General features: G+C 69.2%; 24 protein-coding genes and 2 pseudogenes. 14 read left to right on the forward strand and 12 right to left on the reverse strand.

Features of this window, described 5'->3' with window-relative positions:
* Positions 1-2 precede the first annotated feature (2 nt).
* The 6 genes from DR046_RS14220 to DR046_RS14245 form a co-directional block, all read right to left on the reverse strand.
* On the reverse strand, positions 3-467 hold the full coding sequence (locus DR046_RS14220; RefSeq protein WP_115383058.1) for a PTS sugar transporter subunit IIA: 465 nt from the start codon (positions 465-467) through the stop codon (positions 3-5).
* Positions 468-506: 39 nt separating this feature from the next.
* Entirely contained in the window at positions 507-1,076 is a 570-nt protein-coding gene (gene hpf / locus DR046_RS14225) for a ribosome hibernation-promoting factor, HPF/YfiA family (protein WP_115383059.1), read from the reverse strand.
* 205 nt (positions 1,077-1,281) lie between these two features.
* A complete protein-coding gene (gene lptB, locus DR046_RS14230) occupies positions 1,282-2,031 on the reverse strand; it encodes an LPS export ABC transporter ATP-binding protein (protein ID WP_115383060.1) in 750 nt (249 codons plus the stop codon).
* On the reverse strand, positions 2,028-2,501 hold the full coding sequence (gene lptA / locus DR046_RS14235) for a lipopolysaccharide transport periplasmic protein LptA (protein ID WP_115383061.1): 474 nt from the start codon (positions 2,499-2,501) through the stop codon (positions 2,028-2,030). Before lptA ends, lptB begins: the two co-directional genes overlap by 4 nt.
* 9 nt (positions 2,502-2,510) lie before the next feature.
* Positions 2,511-3,101: a hypothetical protein gene (locus tag DR046_RS14240; protein WP_115383062.1), complete on the reverse strand. Its 591-nt coding sequence runs from the start codon at positions 3,099-3,101 to the stop codon at positions 2,511-2,513.
* Positions 3,102-3,104: 3 nt separating this feature from the next.
* Positions 3,105-3,734 (reverse strand): ribonuclease D, encoded by a 630-nt coding sequence (locus DR046_RS14245; RefSeq protein ID WP_115383063.1) that lies wholly within the window; start codon positions 3,732-3,734, stop codon positions 3,105-3,107.
* A 135-nt stretch (positions 3,735-3,869) separates the two neighbouring features.
* Between DR046_RS14245 and DR046_RS14250 the strand changes: the two genes are divergently transcribed.
* The 3 genes from DR046_RS14250 to DR046_RS14260 all read left to right on the forward strand — a co-directional run bounded on the left by DR046_RS14250 (position 3,870) and on the right by DR046_RS14260 (position 6,364).
* Positions 3,870-4,703: a bifunctional allantoicase/(S)-ureidoglycine aminohydrolase gene (locus DR046_RS14250; RefSeq protein WP_115383064.1), complete on the forward strand. Its 834-nt coding sequence runs from the start codon at positions 3,870-3,872 to the stop codon at positions 4,701-4,703.
* Entirely contained in the window at positions 4,700-5,044 is a 345-nt protein-coding gene (gene uraH, locus DR046_RS14255; RefSeq protein ID WP_115383065.1) for a hydroxyisourate hydrolase, read from the forward strand. Before DR046_RS14250 ends, uraH begins: the two co-directional genes overlap by 4 nt.
* A gap of 75 nt (positions 5,045-5,119) precedes the next feature.
* Positions 5,120-6,364, forward strand: a complete 1,245-nt coding sequence (locus DR046_RS14260) for a urate hydroxylase PuuD (RefSeq protein ID WP_115383066.1) — start codon at positions 5,120-5,122, stop codon at positions 6,362-6,364.
* Positions 6,365-6,373: 9 nt separating this feature from the next.
* Here the strand turns inward: DR046_RS14260 and DR046_RS14265 are convergent, their stop codons facing one another.
* Positions 6,374-7,204: a nitroreductase family protein gene (locus tag DR046_RS14265; protein ID WP_115383092.1), complete on the reverse strand. Its 831-nt coding sequence runs from the start codon at positions 7,202-7,204 to the stop codon at positions 6,374-6,376.
* Between the two features lie 134 nt (positions 7,205-7,338).
* Between DR046_RS14265 and DR046_RS14270 the strand changes: the two genes are divergently transcribed.
* From DR046_RS14270 to DR046_RS14300, 8 genes are all read left to right on the forward strand, one after another.
* Positions 7,339-8,049, forward strand: a complete 711-nt coding sequence (locus DR046_RS14270) for a succinate dehydrogenase/fumarate reductase iron-sulfur subunit (protein ID WP_115383067.1) — start codon at positions 7,339-7,341, stop codon at positions 8,047-8,049.
* A gap of 100 nt (positions 8,050-8,149) precedes the next feature.
* Positions 8,150-8,515, forward strand: a complete 366-nt coding sequence (locus DR046_RS14275) for a succinate dehydrogenase (protein ID WP_370816266.1) — start codon at positions 8,150-8,152, stop codon at positions 8,513-8,515.
* Between the two features lie 2 nt (positions 8,516-8,517).
* Positions 8,518-8,862 (forward strand): succinate dehydrogenase/fumarate reductase transmembrane subunit, encoded by a 345-nt coding sequence (locus tag DR046_RS14280; protein ID WP_115383069.1) that lies wholly within the window; start codon positions 8,518-8,520, stop codon positions 8,860-8,862.
* The gene (locus DR046_RS14285; protein ID WP_115383070.1) at positions 8,862-10,619 is read left to right on the forward strand and encodes an L-aspartate oxidase; all 1,758 of its coding nucleotides are present in this window, start codon (positions 8,862-8,864) and stop codon (positions 10,617-10,619) included. Before DR046_RS14280 ends, DR046_RS14285 begins: the two co-directional genes overlap by 1 nt.
* Positions 10,620-10,669: 50 nt before the next feature.
* Complete coding sequence (locus DR046_RS23270; RefSeq protein WP_135227302.1) at positions 10,670-11,101, forward strand: hypothetical protein; 432 nt, start codon at positions 10,670-10,672, stop codon at positions 11,099-11,101.
* Positions 11,098-12,060 carry a fumarate hydratase gene (locus tag DR046_RS14290; RefSeq protein ID WP_115383071.1) on the forward strand — a complete coding sequence of 321 codons (963 nt, stop codon included), beginning with the start codon at positions 11,098-11,100 and terminating at the stop codon, positions 12,058-12,060. The genes DR046_RS23270 and DR046_RS14290 overlap by 4 nt, the downstream gene beginning before the upstream one ends.
* A gap of 20 nt (positions 12,061-12,080) precedes the next feature.
* On the forward strand, positions 12,081-13,193 hold the full coding sequence (locus tag DR046_RS14295; RefSeq protein ID WP_167767118.1) for a CaiB/BaiF CoA transferase family protein: 1,113 nt from the start codon (positions 12,081-12,083) through the stop codon (positions 13,191-13,193).
* Entirely contained in the window at positions 13,190-13,861 is a 672-nt protein-coding gene (locus DR046_RS14300; RefSeq protein ID WP_115383073.1) for a fumarate hydratase C-terminal domain-containing protein, read from the forward strand. Before DR046_RS14295 ends, DR046_RS14300 begins: the two co-directional genes overlap by 4 nt.
* A gap of 24 nt (positions 13,862-13,885) precedes the next feature.
* On the opposite strand, the gene DR046_RS14305 is transcribed toward DR046_RS14300, so the two are convergent.
* Genes DR046_RS14305 through DR046_RS14315 form a run of 3 tightly spaced genes read right to left on the reverse strand, consistent with a single transcriptional unit; the run spans position 13,886 to position 16,616 of the window.
* Positions 13,886-14,995 (reverse strand): mandelate racemase/muconate lactonizing enzyme family protein, encoded by a 1,110-nt coding sequence (locus DR046_RS14305; RefSeq protein WP_115383074.1) that lies wholly within the window; start codon positions 14,993-14,995, stop codon positions 13,886-13,888.
* On the reverse strand, positions 14,992-15,735 hold the full coding sequence (locus tag DR046_RS14310; RefSeq protein ID WP_115383075.1) for a sulfite exporter TauE/SafE family protein: 744 nt from the start codon (positions 15,733-15,735) through the stop codon (positions 14,992-14,994). The genes DR046_RS14305 and DR046_RS14310 overlap by 4 nt, the downstream gene beginning before the upstream one ends.
* Positions 15,732-16,616: a LysR family transcriptional regulator gene (locus DR046_RS14315; RefSeq protein ID WP_115383076.1), complete on the reverse strand. Its 885-nt coding sequence runs from the start codon at positions 16,614-16,616 to the stop codon at positions 15,732-15,734. The genes DR046_RS14310 and DR046_RS14315 overlap by 4 nt, the downstream gene beginning before the upstream one ends.
* A 120-nt stretch (positions 16,617-16,736) precedes the next feature.
* Here DR046_RS14315 and DR046_RS14320 point away from each other — a divergent pair, with 120 nt between their 5' ends.
* The 3 genes from DR046_RS14320 to DR046_RS14330 all read left to right on the forward strand — a co-directional run bounded on the left by DR046_RS14320 (position 16,737) and on the right by DR046_RS14330 (position 19,924).
* Complete coding sequence (locus DR046_RS14320) at positions 16,737-17,705, forward strand: tripartite tricarboxylate transporter substrate binding protein (RefSeq protein WP_115383077.1); 969 nt, start codon at positions 16,737-16,739, stop codon at positions 17,703-17,705.
* Positions 17,706-17,946: 241 nt separating this feature from the next.
* Positions 17,947-18,429, forward strand: a complete 483-nt coding sequence (locus tag DR046_RS14325; protein ID WP_115383078.1) for a tripartite tricarboxylate transporter TctB family protein — start codon at positions 17,947-17,949, stop codon at positions 18,427-18,429.
* A gap of 10 nt (positions 18,430-18,439) precedes the next feature.
* Positions 18,440-19,924, forward strand: a complete 1,485-nt coding sequence (locus DR046_RS14330; RefSeq protein ID WP_115383079.1) for a tripartite tricarboxylate transporter permease — start codon at positions 18,440-18,442, stop codon at positions 19,922-19,924.
* A 472-nt stretch (positions 19,925-20,396) separates the two neighbouring features.
* On the opposite strand, the pseudogene DR046_RS14335 reads toward DR046_RS14330, so the two are convergent.
* Positions 20,397-20,744 (reverse strand): annotated as a pseudogene (locus DR046_RS14335) (hypothetical protein); the annotation flags it as partial.
* Positions 20,739-20,876, reverse strand: a pseudogene (locus DR046_RS25025) (IS5/IS1182 family transposase); the annotation flags it as partial. The pseudogenes DR046_RS25025 and DR046_RS14335, both read right to left, overlap by 6 nt.
* Positions 20,877-20,941: the final 65 nt, after the last annotated feature.

Genomic DNA, 20,941 nt, shown 5'->3' on the forward strand with positions numbered 1-20,941 from the left:
GGTCAGGCGGCCTGGTCCGCCTGCGCCTCGGTCAGCACGGTATAGAGGATCGACGGGTCGGTATTTGCGCGCAACTTCGCGCAGAGGCCCGGGTCGCGCAGGGTCCGCGAGACCAGCGCCAGCGCCTTCAGATGGGTGACGCCCGCGCCCTCGGGCGCGAAGAGGCCGAAGACCAGGTCGACGGGCTTGCGGTCCATCGCGTCGAAGTCGAGCGGCTGTTCGAGCCGCAGGAAGACGCCACGGACCCCGTCCAGCCCCGTCAGCCGCGCATGGGGCAGGGCGATGCCGTCACCGACGCCGGTCGGGCCCAGCGCCTCCCGCTCCTGCAGGGCGGCGAAGGCGTCGGGTTGGGACAGGCCGTGCACGTCGCGCGCGATATCCGCCAGATCGCAGAACAGGCGCTTCTTGCTGGTGACCTTGGGCAACACCTTCACGGCCCCCGGGGCCAGGATCTTGTTCAGCTGCATGCGCTCGGTCCTCGTCCCGCCCTTTGGGGCGGCCCCTGCTCAAGTCACCGTTGCGGGATCGATCCAGCCGACATTTCCGTCGTCGCGCCGATACACCACGTTCACGCCGCCGCCCTTCTCGTTCTTGAAGACGAGCACCGGGGCCCCGGCAAGTTCCATCTGCATCACCGCCTCGCCGACGGAAAGGGCCGGAATGCGGGTTTCCAACTCGGCGACGATGATCGGCTGAAGCGAGTCCGGTTCGTCGTCCTCCGCTTCGGAGGCAAGGATATACGTGGCACCCCCCGAAACTTCAACCGGCTGGACCCTCTCCTGGTGATGGTTTTTCAACCTGCGCTTGTATCGGCGCAGCTGCTTGTCCAGCTTCTCGACCGATGCCTCGAAGGCGGCGTAGATTTCGGTCGCCTTGCCCGTGGCGGTGGCGGTCAGCCCGGTCGAGAGATGCACCGTCGACTCGCAGAGATGCTCGTGCGCGGCCTTCGAGAAGGTCACCTGCGCGTCGGTGGGCCGACCCGCATATTTCTCGACCACGGCGCCGAGCTCGGTCTTCACGTGGGTCTGGAGGGCTTCGCCGATGTCGATCTGCTTTCCGGTGATCTGGGTGCGCATGTATCCTCCTTCGGGGGTCGTTCGGGGCCTGAGGCCCCCGTGTCTTCGGATGATGGTGGCTCGATCCGCGCCGATGGCGGTCTTCGCAGCCGGTGTCCCGAATGCCGGGACGATGTCGCGCGAGCGAGGCTCCATCCTCCGATTGGGCGCGGGAAGCGGGGTCGTGTCAATGCAATTCGCTGTCCCGTCCCGGCGACGAACTGTCCTATCCGGCGAAGCTGTCGCCGAGATAGACCCGCCGCACATTGGCGTCCGCCGTCACCTCTTCGGGGCTGCCGGACATCAGCACGCCGCCGTCGTGCAGGATGTAGGCCCGGTCGACGATCTGCAGCGTTTCCCGCACGTTATGGTCCGTTATCAGCACGCCGATGCCGCGCGACTTCAGCTGCGTCACCAGCCCGCGGATGTCGCCCACGCTGATCGGGTCGACGCCCGCGAAGGGCTCGTCGAGCAGCAGGTAGCGGGGCCGTGCGGCAAGGCAGCGGGCGATCTCCACCCGGCGGCGCTCGCCCCCCGACAGGGCCAGGGCCGAGGCGCGGCGCAGATGCTCGATATGGAACTCGCCCAGCAGTTCCTCCAGGCGTTCGCGGCGGCGGTGGCGCTTGGGCTCGGATATCTCCAGCACGGCGCGGATGTTCTGCTCGACGGTGAGGCCGCGGAAGATCGACATCTCCTGAGGGAGATAGCCGATCCCGGCCTTGGCGCGGCGATACATCGGCAGCCAGGTCACATCGCGCCCGTCGAGCGTGACGCTGCCCCCGTCGGGCGTGACCAGTCCGGCGATGCAGTAGAAGGTCGTCGTCTTGCCCGAGCCGTTGGGTCCGAGCAGCGCCACCACCTCGCCGCGGGCGAGGTCCATCGACACGTCGCGGATGACGGGCCGCTTGCGGTAGGATTTGCGCAGGTTCCGGATCGCCAGCCCGCCGTCGCCCTCGATGACGGTGGGGGCGTTCACGGCTGGAGCGTCGTCCGAACGCGGCCCGTGACCGTCCCGGACCCCGACTCGAGGTTCACCGCCAGGCGGTCGCCCGCCAGCGTCGCGCCGTCCTGGGTGACGACGACGTCGCCCGACAGAAGGATCTCGGCGGTGCCCAGGGTATAGGTCGCCTCCTGCCCCTCGGCGGCGTCCTGCCCCGCGACGATCAGCACGTCGCCCTCGGCGTTGAGCCGCTCGATCCGGCGATCGCCGTCGACCGTGGCGTAGTCCACGGTGACGCGCTGAGCCGAGAGCCGAAGCTCGCCCTGGGCGATGACGACGTTGCCGGTCAGCGTCGCGCGGCCGGTGGCCTGGTCGACCTCCAGGCTGTCGGCGGCCACCTCGACCGGGGCGGAGCGGTCGAACTCGCCGCTGCCGAAGCCGACCTGGGACTGCTGGGCAGAGGCGGGGAAGGCCAGGACGGCCAGAAGGGCGAGCGCGCGCAGCATCGTGTGATCCTATGGGTCTGGGGGCAGATATAGCAATTCGACGCCCTGGGTGAAGAGGAGCCGCGGATCGCCCCCGGTCTCGGTCACCCGCAGCGCGCCCGCCCGGATCGTGCCGAGCGGACCCTCGCCCGCGATCTCGGTCCCGGCGATGTCGACGGTATCGATCCGCCCCTCCAGCCGCGGGGCGGTCAGGCTGTAGCCTGTCGAGGTCTCGACCCGGACGCCGCCTTCGAGCAGCAGGCTGCGCCCGGCGGCGTCGATCTCGGCCCGGTCGGCGCGCAGGTCGACCTGCGCGCCCGACGGCGCGATGAGCTGCATCGCCACGGTCTCGGCGGTCATCCGGTTCGGATCGGCGGCGTCGGGCAGGGCGCGGTCGGCGGTCACGGCGAAGTCCGAGCCGCGGGACGACACGCCCGCGAAGCGCGGCCGCGTCAGCTGCTGGTCGCGGGCGCGCATCGAGACGTCGACCTCGGCATAGGGGATCGCGTCGTCGGGGTTCACCGTGCGCGGCAGCAGGAACAGCATCGACAGAAGGCCCAGCGCCGCCACCGGCAGGACGATCCGCGCGCCGCGGACCAGGCTGGTATGGCTGTCGGCCATGGCTCAGCTATGGGCGAAGATGTCGGTCTCGGGATAGCCGATCAGGTCCAGCTTCGCCCGCGTCGGCAGGAAGTCGAAGCAGGCCTGCGCGATCTCGGCCCGGTCCTCGCGCGCGAGCATCGCGTCGAGCTCCCGCTTCAGGCGGTGGAGGTAGAGCACGTCCGAGGCCGCGTATTGCATCTGCGCCTCCGTCAGCTCCGCCGCGCCCCAGTCGGAGGTCTGCTGGAGCTTGGAGATGTCCTCCTGCAGAAGCTCCGACAGGAGGGCCTTCAGCCCGTGGCGGTCGGTATAGGTCCGCACCAGCCGCGACGCGATCTTGGAGCACCAGACCGGCTCGGCCAGGGCGCCGAAGGCATGATACATCGCGGCGATGTCGAAGCGACCGAAATGGAACAGCTTGAGGGTGTCCCGATCGCGCAGCAGCGCGGCCAGGTTCGGCGCCTCGGTCTGGCCCTTGGCGATCTGCACCAGATGCGCCTGCCCGTCCCCGCCCGACAGCTGCACGACGCAGAGCCGGTCGCGATGCGGGTTCAGCCCCATTGTCTCGCAGTCGATGGCGACGCCGTCCGGGAAGCTCAGCCCGTCGGGCAGGTCGCCCTTGTGCAAAGTGATGGCAGAGAGCGGGATGGTCATCTTGAGCGTCCTTCAGGTGCAGGCTTCGCCCCTAGCGCGTTTGGCGGCGCGGGGGAACAGGGCGCGCATGGCGTGGCGGCAGGGGCGTGCGGCGGCATCTTGGCCCCGCCGCGGCTTCGGTCCATTCTCTGCGCCATGAGCGACCGATACTCCTTCCCGCCGGGCGGCCACCCGCCCCAGACCCAGCTTCTGACCGACCGCGCGGTCTTCAAGACGGCCTATGCCGTCATCCCGCGCGGCACGATGCGCGACATCACGGCGAGCTTCCTGCCGCATTGGGAGGCGACCCGGCTCTGGGTGCTTGCCCGGCCGATGACCGGCTTCGCCGAGACCTTCAGCCAGTACGCGATGGAGGTGCAGCCCGGCGGCGGGTCGGAGCGGCCCGACGACGATCCCTCCGCGCAATCCGCGATCTTCGTCACCGACGGCACGGTCACGGTGACGCTGGACGGGACGGCGCATGTGCTGGAGGAGGGCGGCTATGCCTGGCTGCCGCCCGGCGCTGGCTGGAGCCTGCGCAATACGGGCGGGTCCGTGGCGTGCTTCCAGTGGATCCGCAAGCGGTATCAGCCCGCCGGGGGCGTCCCCGTCCCCGCGCCGATCTTCACCAGCGACGCCGCGGTCGAGCCGGCCGTGATGCCCGACACCGAGGGGCGCTGGGCCACGACCCGGTTCCACGACCCCGCCGAACTGGGCCATGACATGCATGTCACCATCGTCACCTTCCGGCCCGGAGGCGTGATCCCCTTCCTCGAGACCCATGTGATGGAGCACGGACTCTACGTGCTGGAAGGGCACGGGGTCTACCGGCTCAACGACGACTGGGTCGAGGTCGAGGCGGGCGATTTCATGTGGCTGCGTGCCTTCTGCCCGCAGGCCTGCTATGCGGGCGGTCCCGGGCCGTTCCGCTACCTGCTCTACAAGGACGTGAACCGCCACGCGCCCCTGACCCTCGGAGGATCCGCATGACCGGCTACCTGACGACCCATGTGCTCGACACCGCGCGCGGGTGCCCGGCCGCGGGCCTGAAGATCGAGCTCTTCCGGATCGAGGGGGCCGCGCGCGCGAAGCTGGCCGAGGTCGAGACCAATGCCGACGGCCGCACCGAGGGTCCGATCCTGCCCGAGCCGGAATTCGCCACCGGCACCTATGAGCTGGTCTTCCACGCGGGCGCCTACCTTGCCCGCACCGGCGGGCCGGGCGGGTTCCTGGGCGAGATCCCGATCCGCTTCGCCATGGCCGAGGCCGATCACTACCACGTCCCGCTGCTGCTGAGCCCCTTCGGCTACTCGACCTATCGCGGCTCCTAGGGGCGAGTCGCCCCTGGACTTGCCGCGGCGCGGCGTGGACGTCATGCTGCGCCAAACCTCTCGGAGCGCGCGCCAATGTTCGACCTCGCCGTGATGTGGGACTGGCTGGCCTTCTCGGTCCGCTGGCTGCACGTCATCACCGCCATCGCCTGGATCGGGGCGAGCTTCTACTTCATCGCGCTCGACCTCGGGCTGCGGAAGGCCCCCGGCATGCCCAAGGGCGCCTATGGCGAGGAGTGGGAGGTGCATGGCGGCGGGTTCTACCATACGACGAAATACCTCGTGGCGCCCGACCGCCTGCCGGAGCACCTGACCTGGCACAAGTGGCAGAGCTACTGGACCTGGATCTCGGGCGCGGCCCTTCTGGCAATCGTCTACTGGGCGGGGGCGGAGCTGTTCCTGATCGACCCGGCCAAGGCCGACCTCGCCGTCTGGCAGGGCATCCTGATCTCGGCCGGGTTCATCGCGGTGGGCTGGGTCGGCTATGACGCGCTCTGCCGGTCGCCGCTGAAGGGGAACGCGACGGCGGTGATGCTGGTGCTCTTCGCGGGGATCGTGCTGGCCTCCTGGCTGCTCGACCAGATCTTCACTGGGCGCGCGGCGCTCCTGCATCTGGGGGCGATGACGGCGACGATCATGACCGGGAACGTCTTCTTCGTCATCATGCCGAACCAGCGGATCGTGATCGCGGACCTGAAGGCGGGCCGCACACCCGAAGCGAAGTATGGGCAGATCGCCAAGCTGCGCTCGACCCACAACAACTACCTGACGCTGCCGGTCCTGTTCCTGATGCTGTCGAACCATTACCCGCTGGCGACCTCGACCGAGCATGCCTGGATCATCGCCTGTCTCGTCTTCCTGACCGGGGTCACGATCCGGCACTACTTCAACACGCTGCACGCCACCGGAGAGGGGCCGGTCTGGACCTGGGGCGCGACGGTCCTGCTGGTCGTGCTGATGGCATGGCTGTCGACCGCCTCCTCCTTCGACGGCGATTACGAGGCGCTGGAGGAGGTGGAGCTTTCGGGCGCGGCGCTGACCTTCGCCGCCTCGCCTGCCTTCGACGCCGCCGCCAACGCGGTACGCGGCCGCTGCTCCATGTGCCACGCGCGAGAGCCGGTCTGGGAGGGGATGCACTGGGCGCCGAAGGGCGTGCACCTGGAGACGGATGCGGACATCGCTTCGCAGGCGCGGGAGATCTACCTTCAGGCCGGGATCAGCCACGCCATGCCGCCCGCCAACCTGACCGAGATGCTGCCGGAGGAGCGCGCCCTCATCCGCCGCTGGTATCGCGGCGGCGAGGACGTGGCGGCGCGGTAGGCGGCCCGCTCAGTCGAAGCGGAAGCCCTTCGCGCGCAGGAAGGCGCCGAAATCGGCGCGTTCGGGCCGGGAATACTGCCGGACCTTGTCCTCGGACCAGCCATAGCCGGGGCTTTCGCCGAAGCTTTCGGCGAAGCGCTGCGTCCGGTAGGGCTGCCGGGACGCGCGCGCCGCGTCATAGGCTGCGACATCGGCGCGCAGGTCGCGTTCCGCGTAGCGGTTCCGATGCACCGTCGCCCGCAGCGGCAGGCGCATCGCGATCTCCGGCGGGGCCGCCGGCCAGCCGAGGGCGAGCCCGGCGACGGGGAAGACATGATCGGGCAGGCCCAGCAGGTCCGACACCGCCGCCGCCTCGTTGCGCACGGCGCTGACCGGGCAGCATCCGAGCCCCGCCGCCTCGGCCGCCGTGACGAAGGCGGCGAGCGCGATCCCGGCATCGACGGCGGCGTTGAACGGCGCGTCGAAATGGTCGTTGGCGAAGGGCACGTCGTGCCAGTCGTGCAGCAGGCGCTGGCGCCGGTTGTTGCCGCAGAACACCGCCAGCACCGGCGCGCCCGCGACCCAGGGCTGGCCCGCGACCAGGTCGGCCAGGGCCGTCCGCGCCTCCGGCTCCGTGACCAGCACGATGTCGCGCTGTTGCAGGTCGCTCTTGGTCGGGGAGGCCAGCGCGAGGGCGCAGAGCGTGTCGAGCAGCGCGTCCGGCACCGGCTCCGCCGCGAAGGTCCGGCAGGAGCCGCGCGCGGCCATCGCCCGCCACGCCCCGGGCTGCGTCCCGGGCAAGGGGGGCGGATCGTCGTAGCGCGCCGCGAGCAGGGTGTGGAGGTCGGGCTGGTCGGTCATGGCGCGCATTCTGAAAGCATAGCTAACGAAATCCTCAAGAATTTATCGCGTTTGTAAAGCTGGACTATTCGTTAGGCTAGGCGCATTCGCCGGCGAGGTCCAACCACGTTCCGGTTCCAACCCGACAGAGGCCCATGCCCCAGGACACGATTCGCCTTACCATCGACCGCGGCGCTGCCAGCGAGTCCTTCGACGTGCCCGCCTACGAGAGCCAGACCGTGCTCGACGTCGTCTCCTGGGTGCAGCAGAACGCCGACCCATCGCTCGCCTATCGCTTCGCCTGCCGGGTGGGGATGTGCGGCTCCTGCGCGATGATGGTGAACGGGGTGCCGCGCTGGACCTGCCGGACCCATGTCTCGAAGGTGCTGAAGGGCGGCGCGCTGCAGGTCGGGCCGCTGCGCAACCTGCCGGTGATCCGCGACCTGGTGGTCGACATGGACCCGTTCTTCGACAAGTGGGTCGCGGCCGAGGGCGTCCATCACGGCACCCGCACCCGCGACGACGAGATCGCACCCATCGACGAGACATCGCCCGCCCGCGTCGAGGCCAATAGCGGGATCGAGTGCATCAACTGCTCGGTCTGCTATGCTGCCTGCGACACGGTGGCGGGCAATCCGGACTATCTTGGCCCCGCGCCGCTTCTGCGGGCCTGGACGCTGCTCAACGATGCAAAGGACGCGGGGCGCGTCGCGATCCTCGACGCGGTGTCGGGGTCGGGCGGGTGCCACAACTGCCATTCCATGGGCTCCTGCACGGCCTATTGCCCGAACGAGCTGGACCCGATGTCGGCCATCGCCGGGCTGAAGCGCGAGACGATGAAGCACGCGCTGAGGGGGAAGAGATGAACGGGACCGATCTGCCTCAGTCGTCGGCGCGCGGGGCGCGGGCGGTGCCGGGGGCCAGCCCCCGGACCCCCGGAGTATTTCCGGCCACAGGAAGGGGCCGATCCGGCAGGGACGGGGCGCGGCGATGATCGGGCTGAGGCTCTACATGGCGCAGCGGATCAGCGCGATCCTGATGGCGCCCTTCGTGCTGGGGCATCTCGCCGTGATGATCTATGCGATCCAGGGGGGCCTGAGCGCTGCCGAGATCCTCGGGCGGACGCAGGGATCGTTCCTGTGGTTCGCCTTCTACGGGCTGTTCACGCTGGCCGTGTCCGTCCACGCGGCCATCGGCCTGCGCGCCATCGCCCATGAATGGGGCGGGCTGTCGGGGCGGGCGCTGGACGGGCTGATGTGGGTCGTGGGGCTGGGCCTCTTCTGGCTGGGCGCCACCGCCGTCTGGGCCGTGACCTTCGGGGTAGCGCCATGACGATGGCGGGTTATCGCAACCGGGCGCATCCGCTCTGGCTGGCCCATATCGTCCACCGGCTGTCGGGGCTGTTCCTGGCGCTGTTCCTGCCGGTGCATTTCTGGGTGCTGGCGATGGCGGCCTCCGATCCCGGGCGGCTCGACGGCTGGCTCGCCTTCACCGAGGCGGGGATCGTCAAGGCGGCGGAGTTCGGGCTGGTCTTCGGCCTCGCCGTCCACATGTTCGGCGGCCTGCGCCTGCTGGCGCTGGAATGGCTGCCGTGGTCGGCGCCGCAGAAGACCTTGGCCGCCGCAGCCGCGGCCTTGTCCTTCCTGATCGCCGTCCTGTTCCTGATGAGGGCCATCTGATGCAGATCGAGCGGCATGACACCGACATCCTGATCCTCGGCACCGGTGGTGCCGGGCTCTTCGCCGCTTTGCACGCCCGGCAGACCGCGCCCGAGGCGAAGGTGACGATCGCGGTGAAGGGGCTGATCGGGAAATGCGGCTGCACGCGGATGGTGCAGGGCGGCTACAACGTCGCGCTGGGCGGCGGCGACAGCGTCGAGCGGCATTTCATGGACACGATCGTCGGCGGCAAGTGGCTGCCGAACCAGGACATGGCCTGGCGGCTGTGCGAACAGGCGGTGGTCCGCGTCCGCGAACTGGAGAACGAGGTCGGCTGCTTCTTCGACCGCAACCCGGACGGCACGCTGCATCAGAAGGCGTTCGCCGGGCAGACCGCCGACCGCACCGTCCACAAGGGCGACCTGACCGGTATCGAGATCATCAACCGGCTGATGGAGAAGGTGCTGGCGAGCGGCGTCGAGAAGATGCAGGAGCATCGCGCCGTCGGCCTGATCCCGACGAAGGACCGCAGCGCCCTGGCTGGCGTGCTGATGATCGACATGCGGACCGGGCGCTTCCGGCTGGTGCGCGCCAAGACGGTGCTGATGGCGACCGGCGGCGGCCCGACGATGTACAAGTACCACACGCCTTCGGGTGACAAGACGATGGACGGGCTGGCGATGGCCCTGCGTGCGGGGCTGACGCTGCGCGACATGGAGATGGTGCAGTTCCATCCCACGGGACTGCTGGCCGGCGACCACACCCGGATGACCGGCACCGTGCTGGAGGAAGGGCTTCGCGGCGCGGGCGGCCAGCTCATCAACCACGCGGGCCAGCGCTTCATGTTCGACTACGACGCGAAGGGAGAACGGGCGACGCGCGACGTGGTCAGCCGCGGGATCTATGCCGAGATGCGCAAGAACAACCACCCGGATCAGGAGGGGGTGTTCATCTCGATGTCCCATCTGGGCCCCGATTTCGTGGCCAGGAAGTTCAAGGGCATGGTCAAGCGCTGCGCCGATTGCGGCTTCGACCTGGCCGGGGGGAAGGTCGAGGTCGTGCCGACCGCGCATTACTTCATGGGCGGTGTCGTGGTCGACGTGAACACGCGGACGGCGATGGAGGGGCTCTACGTCGCCGGGGAGGATGCGGGCGGCGCCCACGGCTCGAACCGGCTGGGCGGCAACGGCGTGGCGAACTCGACCGTCTATGGCGGCATCGCGGGCGACACGATGGGGCGGGACGTGCGGGCCATGACCCTGCGGGAGCCCGACGAGGAGGTGCTGGCCGCGGAACTGGCCCGCGCGACTCATCCGCTGGGCCTGAAGCCCGGCCACGTCCTGCCGCTGCGCCAGAAGCTGCAGGAGGTGATGTGGGAGGAGGTCGGCGTGATGCGGACCGAGACCGGGATGCGCAGGGGCCTGACCGGCATCGCCGAGGTCGCGGGCGAGTTGATGGAGACCGGCGTGGCGGGCGGGGAGGTCGATGGCGATCTGGCCTTCAACCTGACCTGGCACGACTGGCTGAACCTGCGCTCGCTCTGCGACGTCTCCGAGGTGATCGCGAAGGCCGGGATCACGCGCGAGGATTCGCGCGGCGCGCATTTCCGCGAGGATTTCCCCGAGACGGGGCCGCTGGAGGAGAGCAGCTTCACCGTCGCCCGGCTGGAGGGCGAGACGGTGGAGGTCGGGACCGAGCCGGTGCGCTTCACCATCGTGCGCCCCGGCGAGACGGTGCTGCCCGAGGGGGAGCCCGAGACGCTGGTGGCGGCGGAATGATTAGTCTTCGAAGTCGAGATGTTTTAGACGACTGCCGTGTTGCTGAAGTAATGCTAGAAGAACAAGAAGATGATGCGCGGCGTTGGCGCGTAAAGTGGGTGGGCGGACTAGCCCTGCTTCGTGCCGTCGGTCATGTCCTACTGCATGAAGATTCGAAGCGAGATAGTTTTGTCGCTGATCGAAACCGCCAATTGTTCGAATCGTGGCAGAGAGATAGAGCGAAGAACGCGATTTTCTGGAATTTCATTGTTCCCGAAAGAGACAAGTCGCTGAAGCACTATGAGATCGATGCACTTATTCTCGACACTGTATCGCTTGGTGTCATGGCTGATGAAAACCTTGATCTGATGAATTTAGAAGGTGACCTCTACCGAGGGAACAAAGGCCCCTATCGAACTGGTGATGACCTCCGAGATATCTACGGAGAAGCCGTCGTGTGGTGGGATGATCAGTTGGCTGAAATTGGAAGGTACTCGACATGACCGAGACCCCCCTCGCCCTGCTCGAATCCACCGCCGAGACGCTGATGAACAAGGCCGCCATCGAGATCCCGCAGGACTATCTCGACGGGCTGCAACAGGCGGCGAACGACGAGGACGGCGACCTGTCGTCCTTCGTCCTGAAGGCCATGCTGGAGAACTACGAGGCGGCAAAGGAGGACCGGCGCGCCATGTGCGGCGATACCGGCGTGCCACGCTGGTTCGTGAAGCTGGGCAACGAGGCGCGGGTCGAAGGCGGCATGTGCGCGCTGGAGGATGCGTTGCGCCGCGCCACAGCGAAGGCGACGAACGGCGTGCCGCTGCGGCCGAACCGGGTCCACCCGCTCTGGCGCACGGACCACGACAACAATTGCGGAATCGGCGCGCCCGAGATCGAGTATGCCTTCGAGCCCGAGGGCGACTGGATCGACCTCATCACCGTTCACAAGGGCGGGCTGTTCGGCACCGACTACCGGATGCTGTTCCCCTCGGACGGCATCCAGGGGATCAAGCGCTTCTATCTCGACAGCCTGATGGCCTTCGGCAAGCGCGGCCTCGCCTGCCAGCCGGCGATCATCGGGATCGGGCTGGGCGGGTCCAAGGACATCTGCATGACGCTGGGCAAGCGCGCCTCGGTCCTGCGCACCGTCGGCTCCAAGAACCCCGACCCGCGCATCGCGGAGCTGGAGGCGGAGTTCAAAAGCTTGGGCAATTCCATCGGCATGGGCGCGATGGGTTTCGTCGGCAAGAACATGGTCGTGCAGTGCAACATCGAGGTCGGCTATTGCCACACTGGCGGGTTGCCGATGTCGGTCCATGCCTTCTGCCTCAGCTCGCGCCGCGCCGTCGCGCGCATCTGGCCCGACGGGCGGGTGGAGCACCGCACAGACCCGGACTGGTTCACCCCCTACATGCGCCGCGAGGGCGTGGAGTGGGCGCCCATGGTCGAGGCGGCGGAGTGAGCGGCGGGCCGCTTTCGGGCGTGCGCGTCCTCGACCTGACACATGTGCTGGCCGGTCCCTACGCGACGGGGCAACTGGCCCTGATGGGGGCCGAGGTGATCCGGGTGGAGCGGCCCGGCGGCGGCGACTTCGTACGCCGCCACGGCGGGACCGACGAGATGCGCGCGGCCGGGCTCGGGGCGTCGTTCCTGAGCCAGAACAGCGGCAAGAGGTCCGTCGTACTGGACCTCAAGGACGATGCGGGCCGAGCCCGGTTCCTCGACCTTGCCGAGACCGCCGACATCGTGGTCGAGAACTTCCGTCCCGGCGTCGTCGATCGGCTGGGCGTCGGGTTCGAGGCGATCCGGGGGCGGCGCCACGACGTGATCTTCGCCAGCCTCTCGGGCTATGGGCAGGAGGGTCCGCTTTCGGGCCGGCCTGCCTACGACCACATCCTGCAGGGGATCAGCGGACTGATGGCGATGACCGGCGAGCCGGGCGGCGGGCCGATGCGCGTCGGCCTGCCCATCGTCGACTACGTGGCCGGTCAGGCGCTGGTGCAGGCGCTGCTCGGCGCGCTGCTGCAGCGGGCGCGGAGGCCCGGGGAGGCGCAGCGCCTGTCGGTCTCGATGCTGGACGCGATGACGGCCTTCATGGGGCCCTACGCCATCCATCACGAGACGACCGGCAAGCTGCGCGGGCTGGAGGGCAACCGCGCCTTCGCCGACACGCCCTATTCGGGCCGGTTCGAGACCGCCGAGGGCGCGCTGGTCGTCACGGCCAACAGCCCGGCGCAGGCCGCGCGGCTCTGCGAGGCGCTGGGCCGGCCGGACCTGCCGGAGGCGGCGGACGTGGCCGCGGAGCTGGCGGCGATCTTCCGCACGAGATCCGCCGATCACTGGGAGGAGGTCCTGTCCGCCGCCCATGTCCCCGCCGCCCGCGTCCGCACCCTGGCCGAGGCGCTGGCGCATCCGCAGATGGCGGGCAGTGCGACTTGGAAGCCCTTGCCGGTCCCGCAGCTGGGCATCACCGTCCGCGCCCCCGCGCTGCCCTTCGACGCGCCCTGGGGGCCGGAGCGCCTGGCGCCCGTCCCGGAATTCGGCGCGGATACCGACCGCGTCCTTGCCACCCTGTCCGAGGAGGCCCCGACATGAGCGTCCGCGAGATCCGCCTGTCCACCACCCCCACCGCCGAGGCCATCGCCGAGCTCAGGCTGGGCGATGTCGTCTATCTCGACGGGCTGATGTATACGGCGCGCGAAGGCGTCTACATGCGCGCGCTGGAAGAACGGGCGAACATCCCGATGGAGCTGCCCGCCGAATCCGCCGCGAACTTCCATTGCTCGCCCGCCGCGCGGATCAACGCCGACGGCTCCTTCGACATGGGGGCGGTGACGGCCACGGCGTCCTTCCGCTTCGCCAAGTGGCTGCCCGAATGGATGGAGAAGTCCGGCGCCAAGCTGATCGTCGGCAAGGGGGGCATGACGTCGAAGGACTACAAGTCCTACTTCGTCCCGAACGGTGCGATCTACCTCTCTACCGTGGGCTATGGCACTGGCGCGCTGTTGGGCCGGGGCGTCGAGAAGGTCGAGGCGGTTCACTGGAACCGCGAGCTGGGCCTTGCCCAGGCGATGTGGGTGATCCGCTGCCGCAAGATGGGGCCGTTCATCGTCGCCTCCGACCTCAACGGCGACTGCCTGTTCGAACGCGAGAACGCCCGGATTGCCGAATCGGGCGCCGTGCAGGCGGCCTATGCGGGAACGAAGCCCGCCGTGCTGAAGCGCTACGGGGAAAGCGACGACCGGTCGGACGAGGTGATCTGAGCGCCCGAGGCCCCCTCGCCCCGGTCAGAGGTGCGTATCGAGGGCAAGCGTCTCGTAGCGGGCGATCTCCGGCGGGAGGGTCTCGATCCCGAGGCCGGGGGCAGTGCCGAGCATCCAGTCCCCCCCGTCGAGCGGCGTTCCGAAGGCGTCGCGCAGCGGGTTCTCGTTGGCGTCGAGTTCCAGCAGACCCGGCCCGCCCGCCGCCGCCAGCAGGTGGGCCGAGGCGTGCAGGCCGATCCCGCCGCCGAGGAAATGCGGGCAGTAGACGCGGCCCACCGCGAGCGCGGCCCGGGCGACGGCGAGGTTCCCGGTGACGCCGCCCCATTTGGCAACGTCGGGCTGGAGGAACGTCACCGTGCGGGACGCGATGAGCGTGTCGAAGGCCTCGAAGCCCGCGACGTTCTCGCCCGCCGCCAGCGGCGTGGCGGCGCCGGCGAGGCTGGCCCAGTCGGCGGCGGGGGCGAAGGCGGGCAACGGCTCCTCCAGCCAGACGAGGCCGAGCGTATCGGCGCGGTCGAGAAAGGCGCGCGCGGCGGGCAGGTCCCAGGCCTGGTTGGCGTCCGCCATGAGGCGGCCGTCGGACATGAAGTCGGCGGCGGCCTCGAGGTGGCGCAGGTCGGCGTCGGCGTCGAACCCGACCTTGACCTTGGCCGCGTGGATGCCACGGGCGCGGACCCGGGGCAGTGCCTCGGCGGCCGTCGCGACGGCGATGCCGCTGGCATAGACGGGGACGCGAAGGGCCGCCTCGGGCGAGAGATGCCGCGCCAGCGGCAGGCCCGCGCGCCGCGCCGCCATATCGGCGCAGGCCGTGTCGAGCCCGGCGATGACCTGCGCGAAGGGCCCCGGCTCTCCGCATTGCAGGGCCCGGATGCGGGTGGCGTCGGTGAGGCGCGCGAGAAGGCCGTCCTCGGGCTGGCCCAGCACCAGATCGGCCATGTCCTCGATGAGCAGCCGGGCCCGATGCTCCGCCCCGGCGGCGGGCCAGTTGGCGAAGATCTCGCCCCAGCCCCAGGCGCCGTCCCGCGCGGTCAGCTTGACGAAGACCGCCGGGCGGTCGCGCATGACCCCGAAGGAGGTGGCGACGGGCGCCGGGGTGGGGGCGCGGAAGACGTGAACCTGAATGCGGTCGATCATAGAACCTCCTGTCCCAGTATTCCGACGCCCATCGCGAGGCAGAGCAGGATCAGCAGGCGGCGGAAGCCCGTGTCCGTCAGGCGGCGGAAGGTGAAGATGCCGATCTGCGCCACCGCGATCCCCACCGGGACGGTGATCGCCAGCGCGGTCAGGGCCGTCGCGTCGAAGGCGCCGCGCCAGGCCAGCAGCGCGGCCGTCAGGCCGAGCAGGACCACGTTGTAGGGTTGCAGCACGGCCCGCGTCTCGGCCTTGGGCCAGGGGCGCAGCGACACCCACATGGCCGGGATCGCGCCCGAGACCGAGGCCGCGCCGCCCATCACCCCGCCGACGAAGCCGATGACCCCGTCCCAGACCGGGGTGCGGCGCGCGAAGGCGGGCAGGGCGGCGCGGAAGCCGAAATAGACGCCGTAGACGATCAGCAGCGCCGCGATCACGAAGCGCAGCGTGCGCGCGTCGATCGAGGCCAGCAGCATCACGCCGAGCGGCACGCCGATCACCCCCGGCAGCAGGAAGCGCATCAGCCGCGGCACCTGCTGCGAGATCGCATGGCGCACCACCCAGAGCCCCTGCAGCCCCGTCAGTACCGACATCGTCGCGACGATGGCGACCGCGCGCAGCGGGTCGAGCACCAGCAGGTAGAAGCCCAGCGCGAAGAGCGCCGTGCCCGTCCCCGCCAGCCCGTTTATGAAGCCCCCCGCCGCCGCGCCCAGGGCGAGGAACAGCACGGATTCGGCGGTCATTTCCGGCCCTCGGCGGCGATGACCTCGCGGAAGGCGGTCTCCAGCTCGTCGACGACGCGGGGGCGGGGCGTGTCCTCGCGCGCGATCAGGCCGATGGCGCGGCTGGGCGCGCTCGGGCCCAGGGAGAGGGCGCGGACCGGCGCCTGCTCCCACGCCTCGACGACGCGGCGCGGGACGATGGAGACGCCGAGATCGGCATGGACCATGGAGGCGATGGCCTCGAGCGAGCCCAGCTCCATCGCCTCCTGGACCTGCAGCCCCGCGCCGGTGAGCCAGTTGTCGATCAGCGTCCCGACCACGGCCGCGCGGGTGAAGCGGATGAAGGGCCGCGTCGTCAGCAGGCGGAGGGCGTCGTCGCCCTCGGTGTCCTGCGAGACGATGAGGTGGAGCGGCTCCTCCGCCAGTTCGCGCCAGGCGAGACCCTTCGGCATCGCGTGCGGCCGGGTGACGATGGCGGCGTCGAGCGCGCCCCGCTCGACCTCGCTGATCAGCGGGAAGGTCAGGCCGGGGCGGATATGCAACCCGATATCGGGCCAGCGCGCCTTGAAGCGCGCCATCGACCGCGGGGTGAGCCCGGTCAGCGAGGTCGGCAGCGCGCCGAAGGCGATCTCGCCGGACAGGCCGCCCTGGCCCAGCACCGAGGGCACGAGGTCGTCGTAGTCGCGGATGAGAATGCGCGCCTTCTGGACGATCTCGTGGCCGAGGCGCGTGAGCTCGGGCGTGCGGCGCGAGCGGTCGAAGAGCTCGATGCCCAGATCGGCCTCCAGCGCCTGCATCTGCTGGCTGACGGCGGCATGGGTGACATGGACGCGCGCGGCGGCGGCGCTGAAGGTCTTCGTCTCGGCAACGGCGACCAAGGTGCGCAGCAGGCGGATCGTCATGCGGGCGATCGAAAGAGAAATTTTCGAAAAATGTAAGCCAATCTTGCTTCTCTTAAGATTTTCTTACGACTAGGCTTCCGACGAGCGGCTGGCAACGGCCTTCAGGGGAGGAAAGACAAGATGAAAGTTCTGAGCACGCTGACGGTGGGGCTTGCGCTGACGGCAGGGGCCGCGCTGGCCGAATATCCCGAACGCCCGATCAACATGATCATTCCCTACGGCGCCGGCGGCGCGACCGACATCTCGGCGCGGACCATCGCCGAGGCGCTGGGCGAGGCGGTCGGGAGGCCGCTGATCATGGCGAACGTGACGGGCGCGGGCGGGGCCACCGGCTCGGTCGCGGCGATGAACGCCAATCCCGACGGCTACACGATGCTGTTCACCCGCGTCGGCTCCCACTCAGTGAACCCGGCGATGAAGGCGACGCTGCCCTATACGCTGGACGACTTCCGCTATGTGACGGTCTACGAGATCAACCCCTTCGCCTGCGCGGTCGCGGCGAATTCGGACATCAAGACGATGGACGACCTGATGGAGAAGGCGAAGGGCGAGGGCGTCAGCTATTCGTCCTCCGGCGTGGGGTCGGCCCTGCATCTGGGCGGCGCGATGGTGCTGGACGCCTTCGGGCTGGAGGATGCGGCGAACGCGGCGACCCACATCCCGCAGCAGGGCGGCGGCGCGGCGGCGACGGCGGTTCTGAACGGGACGGCAGATTTCCTCTGCACCAACACCTCGGCGCTGGCGGGCTTCGTGGCCAACGGGCAGATGACGCCGCTGATGGTCACCACGGCCGAACCGGTCGTGGGCTTCGACGCGCCGACCGCCGCCGAGCTGGGCCATCCGGAGCTGGAGCAGCTGGTCGGCTGGACCGGGATCGCGGGGCCGAAGGACCTGCCCGACGAGGTCGCGGCGAAGTGGGGCGAGTGGATGACCCAGGCGGCGACGGACGAAAAGTTCGTGAACCAGATGGAGTCGCTCGGCTCGATCATCGACGTGATGTCGCCGGAGGAGGCGCGGGAGTTCATCAACACGCAATACGAGACCTTCCGCACCCTCGTCGACGAGCTTGGCATGCGGATCGAAGGGTGAGGCCGGAGAGGAAAAGGTCCGGTGGACCTTTTCCCGGCCGAACGGCCCGGCGCGAGCCGGGCCGGGCACCGTCCCGACCTGCTTGATCCGGCGCCCGGCCCTGCGAGGCCCTCGGCCGTCGCACCACGCCTTTTCTGATACGCCGCCCCGCACCCCCGGACTTGACCCAAGCGCCTCCGCCTGCTGGAGATCCGCGGATCAGGCCCGGGGATGACGGGTCCCACGGAAGCACAGACCGCCCATGACCCTCCGCACGCTCCAGGTCCGGCTCGGCATCGCCGCGCTCCTCATCGCGGCGTTCCTCGCGCTTGTCGCGATCCCGAGCTTCGTCTCGTCCCCGTCGAACGTGCGCAACATCGTGCTCTCGCCGGTGTTCTGGCCCTATGTGCTGACCGGCATGACGGCGCTCGTCGGCGTCCTTCTGGTCCTGACCGGCCGGCACGAGACCGCCGAACTGGAGGACGAGGACGCGGCCGCCCCCGGCGCCCCCCTTCGGCTTGTTGCGCTGGCCGGGATCATGGTGGCGGTGATGCTGCTGCTGCCCTGGCTCGGCATGCCGCTCGTGACGATGCTGGCCTTCGCGGCGACCGCCTTTCTTTACCGCACCCGCCACCCCGTCGCCGCCGCGATCTGCGCCGTGCTGGTGCCGCTGGTGCTTTACGCCTTCTTCGCCCATGTCGCCGGGGTCGCGGTGCCGCAGGGCGAGGTGATTCGACTGCCATGAAGGACCGCGCATGAGTCTCTGGGACAGCCTGATGGCGGGGCTGAGCCTCGTCGCGAATATCGAGGCCTTCGCCGCGCTGTTCGTCGGCATCGTGATCGGCGTCATCGGCGGCGCGATCCCGGGCCTGTCGGCGACGATGGCGGTGGCGCTGGCGCTGCCCTTCACCTTCGCGATGCAGCCGGTCACCGGCATCCTGCTGCTGCTGGGCGTCTACAAGGGCGGCATCTTCGGCGGCTCGATCCCCGCGATCCTGATCAAGACGCCGGGCACCCCCGCCTCCTCGGCCACCATCCTCGACGGCCATCCGATGGCGGAACGGGGCGAGGCGGGCCGGGCGCTGGGCATGGCGCTCTGGGCGAGTTGCACGGCGGATCTCGTGTCGAACCTCGCGCTGATCCTCTTCGCGGGCTGGCTGGCCAGCTTCGCGCTGAACTTCGGGCCGCCGGAATTCTTCGCGCTGATCCTGTTCTCGCTGACGATCATCGCCGGCGTTTCGGGCGAAAGCCTGCTGCGCGGCGCGCTCTCGGCCTTGCTGGGCCTGCTGCTCGCCACGGTGGGGCTGGACCTCGTCTACGGGACCAACCGCTTCACCTTCGGCGACCCGAACCTGATGGGCGGGCTCAACTTCATCGCGGTGCTGATCGGTCTCTTCGCGATCCCCGAGGTGATCATGATGGCCCGCAACCCGACCGCGCATCTTGGCCGGACCCGCGCGCTGGGCGGGGCGAAGGTGACATTCGCCGACTACCGCAAGTCGTTCAGATCCATCATCCGGGGCTCGATGATCGGCGTGTTTCTCGGCTCCATCCCCGGAATCGGGGCCGCGCCCTCGGCCTTCCTGAGCTATTCCGAGGCGCGCCGCCGGTCTCCGAACAAGGCAAATTTCGGCAAGGGCGAGATCGAGGGCGTCGCCGCCGCCGAGGCGGGCAACAACGGCGTCGCCGGCGCGACGCTGATCCCGCTGCTGGCGCTGGGCGTGCCCGGCGACGTCATCACGGCGATCATCATCGGCGCCTTCATGATCCATGGGCTGCAGCCCGGCCCGATGATGTTCGTCCTGAACGTGGACATCATCTACGGGCTGTTCATCGGGCTGATCGTGTCGTCTGTCTTCCTGTTCATCGTCGGCAGCGTCGCGATCCGGGGCTTCCGCTTCGTCGCGGACATCCCGAAACGCATCCTGATGCCGACGGTGCTGGTGCTCTGCGTCTATGGCGTGTTCGCGGTGAACAACAACGTCTTCGATGTGGGCGTCATGTTCGCCATGGGCTGGGTCGGCTACGTCATGCTGCGTGCTCGCATCCCGCCCGCGCCGTTCCTGATCGCCTTCATCCTGGGCCCGCTGCTGGAGGACAGCTTCCGCCAGTCGATGCTGATGTCCGGGTCGGACCCGTCGATCCTGCTGCGCGGGCCGATCACCTGGTTCTTCTGGGCGCTGACCGTGCTGGTCGTGATCGCCATCGGACGGAGCGTGGTGCGGAAGGTGCCGGTCTGACGGCAGCACCGCTCACCCGGCGGGTCGAGGACTCCGCCGGGTGAGCCGAAGGTCTCCGGGACCGGCGCGACTGCTGCTTCCTTGAGGAGGCCGGATTGCGCTTGCGGAGCGTGGAGAGCTGTCGGTCCCGTCAGGTCACCCTTCGCCGCATCCGCCCGCGCTAAAAGCGACGGAGCTGGCCTGCGGAGGCCGCGCCCCGAGCCCGGGGCCATTGCGGGACGGTGTTATAAGACGAGATCGCCCGGAAAGGACGGCGACAGTGAGTTCGCAGTCGTCGGACGCGTTCCACCGCGCTCGGCAAGGGCGCACGAATTGCGCCCGGGGAAGAGGCCCCGAACGTTCTGCGTGAACCTGCCGATGAGGCTCGCCGTTCAGTCTGATCTTGAGGGGGTAGACCGGCTCTTTTGCACGGAACGCGTGAAGGCCGTGCTTCCCCCTTTTTCCCGCGGGGGTCAGCCGACGGGTAGCGTGAGGGAATGCCGAGGGCGGTGAACCGGCGAAGGATGGCGATGCGGACTTGGATCTCTGCGGTCTGGCGATCGAAGGTGAGGCATCGAGCCGCCATCAGTCCGAGGCCGATGCCGAACGGCCATGATCTTCTGCCCGAGCAGCTTCATGCCGTTCATCATGGTTTCGGCGCGGCTTCTTCGGTGGTAGCCGGTCCACCTTCGCCAGATGGTCCGGCCGAGACGCCTGATGGCACGTAGCGCCTCGTTCCGGCCCGCCGCCCCAGGGCGTCCTTCTTCCACGGCTTGGTGTTGCGCCGGGGCGCGATGATCGCGCCCGCACCCCGGTTTGCGATGGCGCCGCGGCAGCCACGCTTGCCCGATGACGCCGCGTGCCAAGGCGTCGAGGGATCGAAACAGACGGTCAGCGATCCACGCTCACGCAGCGATGCGTTGTAGGCAGACCAGTTCAGGGTGCGGTAGCGGGTGGGCGCAGGCTTGGACATGACGTCCAGCCATGCTGCTCGACTCGCGATATGAATCCCGGGCACGCTTCGTGCAACAAGGTCGT

Source organism: Jannaschia formosa (assembly GCF_003340555.1).
GTDB classification, from domain to species: domain Bacteria; phylum Pseudomonadota; class Alphaproteobacteria; order Rhodobacterales; family Rhodobacteraceae; genus Jannaschia; species Jannaschia formosa.

What these genes read in the sequence shown, in the direction of transcription:
- DR046_RS14325 (WP_115383078.1), top strand. Translation starts at nt 17,947, where the DNA reads ATGACCCTCCGCACGCTCCAGGTCCGGCTCGGCATCGCCGCGCTCCTC.
- DR046_RS14280 (WP_115383069.1), top strand. Translation starts at nt 8,518, where the DNA reads ATGGCGGGTTATCGCAACCGGGCGCATCCGCTCTGGCTGGCCCATATC.
- DR046_RS23270 (WP_135227302.1), top strand. Translation starts at nt 10,670, where the DNA reads ATGCTAGAAGAACAAGAAGATGATGCGCGGCGTTGGCGCGTAAAGTGG.
- DR046_RS14330 (WP_115383079.1), top strand. Translation starts at nt 18,440, where the DNA reads ATGAGTCTCTGGGACAGCCTGATGGCGGGGCTGAGCCTCGTCGCGAAT.
- DR046_RS14245 (WP_115383063.1), bottom strand. Translation starts at nt 3,734, where the DNA reads ATGACCATCCCGCTCTCTGCCATCACTTTGCACAAGGGCGACCTGCCC.
- hpf (WP_115383059.1), bottom strand. Translation starts at nt 1,076, where the DNA reads ATGCGCACCCAGATCACCGGAAAGCAGATCGACATCGGCGAAGCCCTC.
- DR046_RS14290 (WP_115383071.1), top strand. Translation starts at nt 11,098, where the DNA reads ATGACCGAGACCCCCCTCGCCCTGCTCGAATCCACCGCCGAGACGCTG.
- DR046_RS14315 (WP_115383076.1), bottom strand. Translation starts at nt 16,616, where the DNA reads ATGACGATCCGCCTGCTGCGCACCTTGGTCGCCGTTGCCGAGACGAAG.
- DR046_RS14300 (WP_115383073.1), top strand. Translation starts at nt 13,190, where the DNA reads ATGAGCGTCCGCGAGATCCGCCTGTCCACCACCCCCACCGCCGAGGCC.
- DR046_RS14270 (WP_115383067.1), top strand. Translation starts at nt 7,339, where the DNA reads ATGCCCCAGGACACGATTCGCCTTACCATCGACCGCGGCGCTGCCAGC.
- DR046_RS14260 (WP_115383066.1), top strand. Translation starts at nt 5,120, where the DNA reads ATGTTCGACCTCGCCGTGATGTGGGACTGGCTGGCCTTCTCGGTCCGC.
- uraH (WP_115383065.1), top strand. Translation starts at nt 4,700, where the DNA reads ATGACCGGCTACCTGACGACCCATGTGCTCGACACCGCGCGCGGGTGC.
- DR046_RS14265 (WP_115383092.1), bottom strand. Translation starts at nt 7,204, where the DNA reads ATGACCGACCAGCCCGACCTCCACACCCTGCTCGCGGCGCGCTACGAC.
- DR046_RS14305 (WP_115383074.1), bottom strand. Translation starts at nt 14,995, where the DNA reads ATGATCGACCGCATTCAGGTTCACGTCTTCCGCGCCCCCACCCCGGCG.
- DR046_RS14285 (WP_115383070.1), top strand. Translation starts at nt 8,862, where the DNA reads ATGCAGATCGAGCGGCATGACACCGACATCCTGATCCTCGGCACCGGT.
- DR046_RS14250 (WP_115383064.1), top strand. Translation starts at nt 3,870, where the DNA reads ATGAGCGACCGATACTCCTTCCCGCCGGGCGGCCACCCGCCCCAGACC.
- DR046_RS14310 (WP_115383075.1), bottom strand. Translation starts at nt 15,735, where the DNA reads ATGACCGCCGAATCCGTGCTGTTCCTCGCCCTGGGCGCGGCGGCGGGG.
- DR046_RS14320 (WP_115383077.1), top strand. Translation starts at nt 16,737, where the DNA reads ATGAAAGTTCTGAGCACGCTGACGGTGGGGCTTGCGCTGACGGCAGGG.
- DR046_RS14240 (WP_115383062.1), bottom strand. Translation starts at nt 3,101, where the DNA reads ATGGCCGACAGCCATACCAGCCTGGTCCGCGGCGCGCGGATCGTCCTG.
- DR046_RS14220 (WP_115383058.1), bottom strand. Translation starts at nt 467, where the DNA reads ATGCAGCTGAACAAGATCCTGGCCCCGGGGGCCGTGAAGGTGTTGCCC.
- lptA (WP_115383061.1), bottom strand. Translation starts at nt 2,501, where the DNA reads ATGCTGCGCGCGCTCGCCCTTCTGGCCGTCCTGGCCTTCCCCGCCTCT.